The 8,949-nt window shown below is 70.3% G+C and carries 8 protein-coding genes; all 8 read left to right on the top strand.

The genetic code is table 11. The annotated features are described in order from the left end of the window. Positions 1 to 805: ATP-binding protein (locus tag VHS75_RS21380; protein ID WP_329640648.1), on the top strand; the 805-nt coding region annotated here is incomplete at its 5' end. A gap of 84 nt (positions 806 to 889) precedes the next feature. Then, entirely contained in the window at positions 890 to 2,284 is a 1,395-nt protein-coding gene (locus VHS75_RS21385; RefSeq protein WP_329640649.1) for a hypothetical protein, read from the top strand. A gap of 68 nt (positions 2,285 to 2,352) precedes the next feature. Next, positions 2,353 to 3,447, top strand: coding sequence for a c-type cytochrome biogenesis protein CcmI (gene ccmI / locus VHS75_RS21390; protein ID WP_329640650.1), 1,095 nt, complete (start codon positions 2,353 to 2,355; stop codon positions 3,445 to 3,447). Further along, positions 3,444 to 3,935 carry a cytochrome c maturation protein CcmE gene (gene ccmE / locus VHS75_RS21395; protein WP_329640651.1) on the top strand — a complete coding sequence of 164 codons (492 nt, stop codon included), beginning with the start codon at positions 3,444 to 3,446 and terminating at the stop codon, positions 3,933 to 3,935. Before ccmI ends, ccmE begins: the two co-directional genes overlap by 4 nt. Continuing rightward, positions 3,932 to 5,944, top strand: coding sequence for a heme lyase CcmF/NrfE family subunit (locus VHS75_RS21400; protein WP_329640652.1), 2,013 nt, complete (start codon positions 3,932 to 3,934; stop codon positions 5,942 to 5,944). Before ccmE ends, VHS75_RS21400 begins: the two co-directional genes overlap by 4 nt. Next, positions 5,941 to 6,396, top strand: coding sequence for a cytochrome c-type biogenesis protein (locus VHS75_RS21405; RefSeq protein ID WP_329640653.1), 456 nt, complete (start codon positions 5,941 to 5,943; stop codon positions 6,394 to 6,396). The genes VHS75_RS21400 and VHS75_RS21405 overlap by 4 nt, the downstream gene beginning before the upstream one ends. Before the next feature lie 146 nt (positions 6,397 to 6,542). Further along, positions 6,543 to 8,153 (top strand): Do family serine endopeptidase, encoded by a 1,611-nt coding sequence (locus VHS75_RS21410; RefSeq protein WP_329640654.1) that lies wholly within the window; start codon positions 6,543 to 6,545, stop codon positions 8,151 to 8,153. Between the two features lie 138 nt (positions 8,154 to 8,291). Further along, positions 8,292 to 8,949 (top strand): response regulator transcription factor (locus tag VHS75_RS21415; RefSeq protein ID WP_329640655.1); only part of this gene is annotated, 658 nt, incomplete at its 3' end.

Genomic DNA, 8,949 nt, shown 5'->3' on the forward strand with positions numbered 1-8,949 from the left:
CTGGGACGCCGACGAGGAATTGTTCTTCCTAGGCGAGCGGCAGGACCTGCTGGAGATCGCCGGCGTGCGCAAGGGCAAGGCGCCCAGGCTGACGGGCGTCTATCCGCGGGAGATCGCGCCCCTGGCCCAGGAGATGAACGCGCTCTTCGCCCACAACCAGGAGGTTGTGGAGCGCCAGCGCACCCACGTCGGCAACCTGGCGCATGCGCTGAAGACCCCGATCTCGGTGATGATCACCGAGGCCAGCCAGCGGCCCGGGCCCCTGGCCGAGGTGGTCGAGCGGCAGGCCGACGCCATGCAGAAGCAGGTGGACCACCACCTGCGCCGCGCCCGCGCCGCGGCCCGAACCCAGGGCCAGGGAGAGCGCACCTCGGTCGCCGAGGTGCTGGACGAACTGTCGCGGACCCTGGGCCGGATCTACCGCGACAAGGGCGTCGCCATCGACTGGGACGCCGACGAGGAATTGTTCTTCCTAGGCGAGCGGCAGGACCTGCTGGAGATCGCCGGCAACGCCATCGAAAACGCCTGCAAATGGGGGCGTACGAAGGTGCGCGTGCGGGCCGACGACATCAGCCCCGAACGCTTCCGTCTCCTCGTTGAAGACGACGGCCAGGGCCTTCCGCCGGATCGCCGCGCGGAGGTCGTCCAGCGCGGAACGCGGCTTGACGAAAGCGCCCCCGGGTCGGGGCTGGGCCTGTCGATCATCGACGAGCTGGCGCGGGCCTATGGCGGGTCCCTGACCCTGTCGGATTCAGCGTTGGGCGGGTTGAAGCTGGAGGCCGACCTGCCACGTGCAGAGGCTTGATTCCGCTGACCTTCGGACAACCTTAACCCGCTGGGCGGCATGGTATGTCATTGACGGAACTGCGTTCCGTGACCGGAGCTGCTGATGGTCGCCCTGTCCGACCGCAAGATCGCAATCGTCAAGACGCTGGTGGAATCTGCGCCGGACCGCATCGTGGGCGGTCTGCGGCTGGCCCTGGCCGAAAGCGTCGGCGACAGCGTGCTGGCCAGCGTGCGTCAGCTGGTGGAGGTCGAGGCGGTCGACCGGATGTTGCGCAACACCATCTTTCAGCCCGTGACGCCGCTCTGCGTCGCCGGCGGCGATGACAGCCACAAGCTGACCTTCCCGGCCCAGGCCCTGACCTTCGTCTGGCGGGGCCTGAAGGCCTCGGCGCCCAGTGAAATTGCGGCGGCGCTCAAGGTCTCGGCGGCGATGGCCGCAGCCGAGGCGGCTGGGCAGCGCGTGCCGGACCCCGGGCCGGCGTTCAACGTCCTGCTGGCTCTGGCCGCCGAGGGCTTGCGGACCGCAGGCGTCCGCGAATTCAGGACCGCGGCGGAGCTCTGCGAGCGTGTGCGGCCGGGTGGCGCGGAGGCCTTCGCCGCCTGCCTCGACATCGGGCCGATCGTGCGCAAGACGCTGCCACGGCTGGGAGACTGGGTCGCCCAGACCGGCGACGAAACCAGCGCGCCGGCGCGCCTCGCCTACAAGGACGCGGTGGCCGTCGCCGAGGATGCGGGCCCACGCTTCTTCGAGATGCTGGCCAGCCAGCTCGATCCGCCCTGGATGGTCCTGCGGATCATCTCGGCGATCATGGACAAGCCCACCGAACGCTATCTGGCCGAGTCCGAACTGGGCGGGTTCCCCGAACGGGTGATGGCCGACATCGACGAGTCCCTGAAGGCGATCAGCAAGCTGGACCTGGACGGCGGCCGCGAGGCGGGCCGCGAGGCCGCGCGCCGGGTCGAGCTGATCACCCGGCAGACCTTCGAGCTGGAGGTCTGCATCGAGCTCAACCGCGAGCACGGCTGGGGTCATCGGATCGTCGGCCAGAAGAAGGCCCTGGCGAGTTTGGTGGAAGGCTGCCTGCGCGACGCCGAGAAGCTGACCGCCATGGCGCTGCCGAACCACTCCTCGGGCTTTTCCCGCCCGCGCAAGTCCGGTCCCAAGCTGGACGAGCCGCCGGACCCGAAGGCGGTGCGCCGCGCCATCACCTTGCTGAGCTTCACCCACGAGATTCGCTTCTGCGCCAACTATGGCGGCTTCTCGGCCATGCACACCAAGGTCATCGAGAAGCTGGGCGCCTTCATCGACCACTATATCGAGGAGGTGCTGGACATTGTGCGGGTCGGCCACGCCGAGCCGGCCATCGGCGGAGCCTTCCTGGCGGTGGCCGCCGACGTGCTGGCGCTGATCCGCGACGAGAAGGCGGCTGAACTGGTGCGCCGCCGCGCCGCCCGCGCCTGCGCGCCGCCGGACAATACCGTCGTCCTCGACGCCTAGCTTCGCCCGAGCGTGCGAGCGTTGATGACGCACTCGCGCTGGCCTGCGCTTTCGGCTACACGCGCCGCATGATCGCCTTCTGGGTCGCCGCCGGAGCCCTGTCCGCCGCGGCGGCCATCCTGTTGATGTTCCGCGCCGCCCAGGCCGCCGCGCATGGGCAGGCCGCCGACACGACGTCGATGTTCTATCGCCGTCAGCTCGCCGAGATCGGCGACCTGGCCGACCGCGGCCTGATCGGGGCCGAGGAGCGCCGCACCGCCGAGGCCGAGGCCGGCCGCCGCCTGCTGGCGGCGGCCGACGCGCCGGTCGAGACCTGGTCCACGACATCCCATCGCACTGCGATCCTGGCGGTCGCCGTAGCCGCGCCAGCCCTGGCGCTGGCCGCCTACCTGGTCGTCGGCTCGCCGGGCCTCGGCGATCAGCCGTTCGCGGCGCGGCTGGCGGCGTGGCGGCAGGCCAATCCTGAGACCCTGCACCCGGCGGAGATGGCCGCGGTGCTGAACAAGCTCACCAAGGAGCGGCCCAACGATCCGGAGGGCTACCGCTTCCTGGCCCTGGCCGAGGGCGCGTCGAGCAACCCCGCCGGCGCCGTGCGCGCCCTGAAGCACGCCGTGCAGCTCGCGCCGCAACGCGCGGACCTGTGGGAAATGCTGGGCGAGGCGGAGGTGTTCACCGCCAATGGCGACCTGACCGACGACGCCGTCGACGCCTTCACCCACACGGTCCAGCTCGATCCCAGGAACGTCGCGGCGCGCTTCCACCTGGCGCGGGCGAAGATCAAGGCCGGCGACAAGCCCGGCGGCGTGGCCGACTGGCGCGCCCTGCTGGCCGACATGTCTCCCGCCGATCCGCGCCGCGGCGACCTGCAGGCCGCCATCGCCCAGGCCGAGGGCCAGGCCCCGCCGCCGCTGGCCGCCGCGCCGCAGGGCCTCTCCGGCGACCAGATGACCGCGGTGCGGGGCATGGTGGCCGGGCTCGCTGCGCGCCTGCAACAGAGCCCTGACGACCCGGCCGGCTGGGTGCAGCTGGTCAAGGCCTACGCGGTGCTCGGCGACACCGACAAGCGCGACGCGGCGCTGAAATCGGCCCGCGCCCGCTACGCCGGAAAGCCCGATGTGTTGGACGCGCTCGCCAAGGCCGCGGCCACGGAGCCTATGAAATGAGCTGGCTGCCCAAATCCCCGAAAGCCCGCCGCCGCCTGACCCTGGTGGCGGCCATCGCCCCGGTGCTGGCGCTGGCGCTCGGCCTGACGCTTTGGGGCCTGCGCGGGTCGATCTCGTTCTTCTACACGCCGAGCCAGGCCGCCGCGGCGCATCCGCCGCCCGGGCGTTCAGTGCAGCTGGGCGGGATGGTGCGGATGGGCAGCGTCGCCAAGCATTCCGACGGCCGCGTGGACTTCGTCGTCGCCGACCGCACCGCGGCCAGCAAGGTGAGTTTCCAGGGCGACCTGCCGGATCTGTTCCGCGAAGGCCAGGGCGTGGTGGCGGTCGGCGCCTTCCGCCAGGACGGGGTCTTCGAGGCCAAGCAGGTGCTGGCCAAGCACGACGAAAAGTACATGCCGCCCGACCTCGAGAAGGCGCTCAAGGCCCAGGGCGAGTGGCGCGGCGACGGCTCGACGCCGGACTATGCGAAGGCGCAGCCCAGCACATGATCGCAGAGTTCGGATCCTTCGCGCTCACCCTGGCGCTCGCCTTCGCCATCGCCCAGCTGGGGCTCTCGGCGGTCGCGCGGGTGAAGCGCTCCGCCGTTCTCGCGGCGGCTGGCGAGGGGGCCGCGGTCGCGTCCTTCGCCAGCGTGGCTATCGCCTTCGCCTGCCTGGTCCACGCCTTCGTGACCTCGGACTTCTCGGTGGCCAACGTGGCCGCCAACTCCCACACCGAAAAGCCGCTGCTCTACAAGGTGGCCGGGACGTGGGGCAGCCACGAGGGCTCGATCCTGCTCTGGTGCCTGATCCTCACCGGCTATGGCGCAGCGGCGGCGACGCTGGGGCGCGGCCTGCCGCGGGGGCTGAAGGCCCTGATGGTGGCCACCCAAGGGGCGCTGGGGACGGTGTTCCTGGCCTATACGGTCTTCGCCTCCAACCCGCTGGTGCGGATCGCCCAGCCGCCGGTGGAGGGCCATTCGCTGAACCCGCTGCTGCAGGACCCGGCGCTGGCGATCCACCCGCCGTTCCTCTACTCGGGCTACGTCGGCATGTCGGTGGTCTTTTCCCTGGCCGTCGCGGCGCTGATCGAGGGCCGGGTCGACGCGGCCTGGGCGCGCTGGGTGCGGCCCTGGGCGCTGGCTGCGTGGAGCTTCCTCACCGTCGGCATCACGCTCGGCGCCTTCTGGGCCTACTACGAGCTCGGCTGGGGCGGCTGGTGGTTCTGGGACCCGGTGGAGAACGCCTCCTTCATGCCCTGGCTGATCGCCACGGCGCTGCTGCACTCGGCCATCGTCACCGAGAAGCGCGGCGCGTTGGCGGGCTGGAGCCTGTTCCTGGCGATCGGGGCCTTCACCTTCTCCATGCTGGGGGCCTTCCTGGTGCGCTCCGGCGTGCTGACCTCGGTCCACGCCTTCGCCGTCGATCCCAAGCGCGGGGTGCTGCTGCTGATCATCCTGGGCGTCACGGCGGGGTCGGCCTTTGCGCTTTTCGCGTGGCGCGCGCCGAAGCTGACGCAGGGCGGCCTCTTCGCCCCGATCAGCCGCGAGAGCGCCCTAGTGATGAACAACATCCTGCTGGCCGCGGCCACGACGACGGTGATGTTCGGGACCCTCTTCCCGCTGATCCGCGAGGCCATGGGCACGCCCATCTCCGTCGGGCCGGGCTATTTCAACTGGACCTTCGGTCCGCTGATGGGGGCGCTGGCGATCATCCTGCCGGCGGGCCCGCTGCTGGCTTGGAAACGCGGCGATCTGCAGGGCGTCGGCCAGCGGCTGTGGGCCGCCGCGCTGATCGCGCTGGCCTGCGGCCTGGGGGCCTACGCCCTGGTCAGCCCGAGGAAGGCGTTCGGGGCGCTGGGAATCGCGCTGGGCGTCTGGCTTGTGGCCGGCGCCGTGACTGAACTGGTCGAGCGCACGCGGGCCTTCCGGGTCCCGGCGGCGGATAGCTGGCGCAGGCTGACCGGCCTGCCGCGCGGCGCCTGGGGCATGACGCTGGCGCACCTCGGCCTGGGCGTCTTCGTGCTGGGCGCCTGCGCCGAACTGGGCTGGAAGAGCGAGGCGGCCGAGACCCTGGCGCTGGGCCGCTCACTGGACGTCGGCGCCTATCATCTGACGCTGGAGACCGTGCGCCCGGTCGAGGGCCCGAACTACGATTCCGAGCGGGCGATGATCCGGGTGACCAAGGCCGGCGCCGAGGTCTGCACGGGCGAGCCCGACCGGCGCTTCTACCCGGCCGGCGGCCAGACGATTTCCGGGATCGCGCTCTGCTACCGCGGCGCCTCGCACCTTTACATGGTGCTGGGTGAACGGCGGAAGGCGCCGGACGGGACGCCGGTCTGGCTGATCCGCGCCTACTGGAACCCCTGGGCCAGCCTGATCTTCCTGGGTCCGGTGATCATGGCGCTCGGCGGTCTGACCTCGCTCTCCGACCGGCGGATGCGCCTGGGCGTGGCGCGGCGACGCGCGGCCGCGGCGGTCGAGCCTCCCGCGACGCCGGCGCAGGAACAGCCGGCGTGAGGCGCCTGCAGGCCCTGGCGGCGATCTTCGCCGGCGTGCTCTGCCTGGCCGCCGCGGCCGACCCTGCCGACCGCCTGCCCGATCCCGCCCAGGAGGCGCGCGCGCGGGCGATCATGCAGGACGTGCGCTGCCTCGTCTGCCAGAACGAATCCATCGACGACTCGGAGGCCGAGCTCGCCGCCGACCTGCGCAAGGTGGTGCGCGAACAGGTCAAGGCCGGCCACAGCGACGCCGAGGTGAAGCGCTTCCTCACCGACCGCTATGGCGAGTTCGTGCTGCTGACCCCACGGTTCTCGTGGATGAACGTGGCGCTGTGGGGCGCGCCCTTCCTGGTGGTCATTCTGGGGGCAGGCCTGCTTTTCACCCGCCTTCGGAACCGGTCGGGCGACGCCGAACTGTCTCCGCAGGAGGCCGAACGTGTGCGGCGGCTGTCAGAAACCGATCCCGCCTGACATGATTGCGCCCTACAACAGGCGGATTGGCTGAGGCAGGCTGTCTTAAAGGTAACTTGAGCGGTGTTGCGCTCTGATGCATCGAACCTAGGTTTACGGGTGCGGCGGTCCTTCCACCGACGGCGCCAGAGGGAAACAGAAGTCATATGACCTCCAAGAAGACGGGTTATTTCCTGGGCGCGATCGCCGGCGCCGGCGTCATGGCCGCCGCGGTCGCGGGTGCAGGCATGCGATTGCCGATGGCCCACGCCGACGGACAGGCCCATCTGATCAAGGCCTCGACGGCGCCGATCTTCGCCCCGCCGCCGGGCGCGCCGATGTCCTTCGCCGACATCTTCGACCGGGTTTCCCCGGCCGTGGTGTCGATCAACGTGACCAGCCGTCCCGACGCCAGCGCGCTCCGCCGCATCCCGGGTTTCGAGAACTTCCCCTTCGACCTGCAGCCGCGCGGCGGCCAGGGCGGCGGCGACGACGAAGAGGGCGGCCCGCCTCCAGGGGGCAATGGGGGCGGCAACGGCGGCGGCGGACGGACCGAAAAGGGCCAGCCGAAGCTTCCCACCCAACAGTCGGCCGGTTCCGGCTTCTTCATCTCGGCCGACGGCTACATCGTCACCAACAACCACGTGGTCGAGAACGCCGAGAGCATCAAGGTGGTGCTGAAGGACGAGACCGAGCTCGACGCCGTCGTGGTCGGCCGCGACGAGCCCTCCGACCTGGCGGTGATCAAGGTCAAGGGCGGGCGCAACAACTTCCCGTTCGTGAACTTCGAGAACGCCGGCAAGCCGCGCGTCGGCGACTGGGTGATCGCGGTGGGCAACCCCTTCGGCCTGGGCGGCACGGCCACGGCCGGGATCATCAGCGCCTACGGGCGCGACATCGGCGACAACTTCGTCGACTACATCCAGATCGACGCCCCCATCAACCGGGGCAACTCCGGCGGCCCGACCTTCGACATCTATGGCCGGGTGATCGGGGTGAACACGGCGATCTTCTCGCCCTCGGGCGGCTCGGTGGGCATCGGCTTCGCCATCCCCGCCGAGGTGGCCGACGCGGTGACCAAGAAGCTGATCACCGGCGGCAAGATCCAACGGGGCTACATCGGGGCGACGATCCAGAACTTCACGCCGGACATGGCCGAAGCTCAAGGGCTCGGCGCGCAGAAGGGCGCCATCGTCTCCGACACGGTGGCCAACGGCCCGTCCGCCAAGGCGGGCCTCGCGCCCGGCGATGTGGTGGTGTCCGTCAACGGCGTGGCCATCAAGACCTCGACCGAGCTGACCCGTGAAGTCGCCAAGGCCCAGCCCGGCGACACGATCAAGCTGGACGTCATCCGCGAGGGCAAGCACCGGCCGATCGAGATCAAGTCCGGCATCCGCCCGTCGGAAAAGGACCTGGCCTCCAACGACAACACCCCCGGCGGCGTGGACAAGGGCAATCCGACCGCCCCGCCGGCGCCGCACCCGTCGGTGCTGGGCATGGCGCTCGGCCCGCTGGACGACGTCACCCGCCGGCGGCTGAACGCGCCGCCGGAGGTGAAGGGCGTGGTGGTCGAGAGCCTCGACCAGAACTCCGACGCCGCCCAAAAGGCCCTGCACCGGGGCGACATCATCGTCCAGGCCGGCGGCCATCCGGTGGCCACCGCCGCCGACGTGTCCGCGGCTGTGGACGTTGCTAAGAAGGCCAACCGTACGGCGGTGCTGCTGGGCATCTTCCGGCAGGGCCGCACCACCTTCCTGGCCATCAAGATCGCCGGCTAGGGCAGACGTTCCAGAGCCCTTCCCACTCAGGTTGGATCAACCTGAGTGGATAAGAAGGGCTCCAGATATAGACGACGACCCTGTTTATCTGACTTGGATCAAGTCAGATCGGACAGGGTCTAGGGGGCGGAACGAACAATGCGGATCCTGATCGTCGAAGACGACCTTGAAGCGGCCGACGCTATGGAGCGGGGGCTGACCGAGGCGGGCAACGCCTGCACCCGCGCCGCCGACGGCGAGGAAGGCCTCACCGCCGCCCGCGACGGGGAGTTCGACGTGCTGATCGTCGACCGGATGATGCCGAAGATGAATGGCGTTCAGCTGATCGAGACCATCCGGCGCGAGGGCGACCAGACCCCGGTGCTGTTCCTCTCGGCGCTGGGAGAGATCAGTCACCGAGTCGAGGGCCTGAAGGCCGGCGGTGACGACTATCTGGTCAAACCCTACGCCTTCGCCGAGCTGATCGCCCGGGTCGAGGCGCCGGCCCGCCGCCGCGAGACCGGCTCGGTGCAGACCCTGCTCCGCGTCGGCGAGCTGGAGATGGACCTGATCGGCCGCGAAGTGCGCCGCAAGGGTCAGGAGATCGACCTGCAGCCGCGCGAGTTCCAGCTGCTCGAGTTCCTGATGCGCCACGCCGGCCAGTCGGTGACCCGCACCATGCTGCTGGAGCGGGTCTGGGAGTACCACTTCGATCCCCAGACCAACGTCATCGACGTCCACATCTCGCGGCTGCGGTCCAAGATCGACAAGGGCTTCGAGCGGCCGATGCTGCAGACCGTGCGCGGGGCCGGTTACC

The organism is Phenylobacterium sp. (assembly GCF_036264965.1).
In the GTDB taxonomy this organism is placed as follows: Bacteria; Pseudomonadota; Alphaproteobacteria; order Caulobacterales; family Caulobacteraceae; genus Phenylobacterium.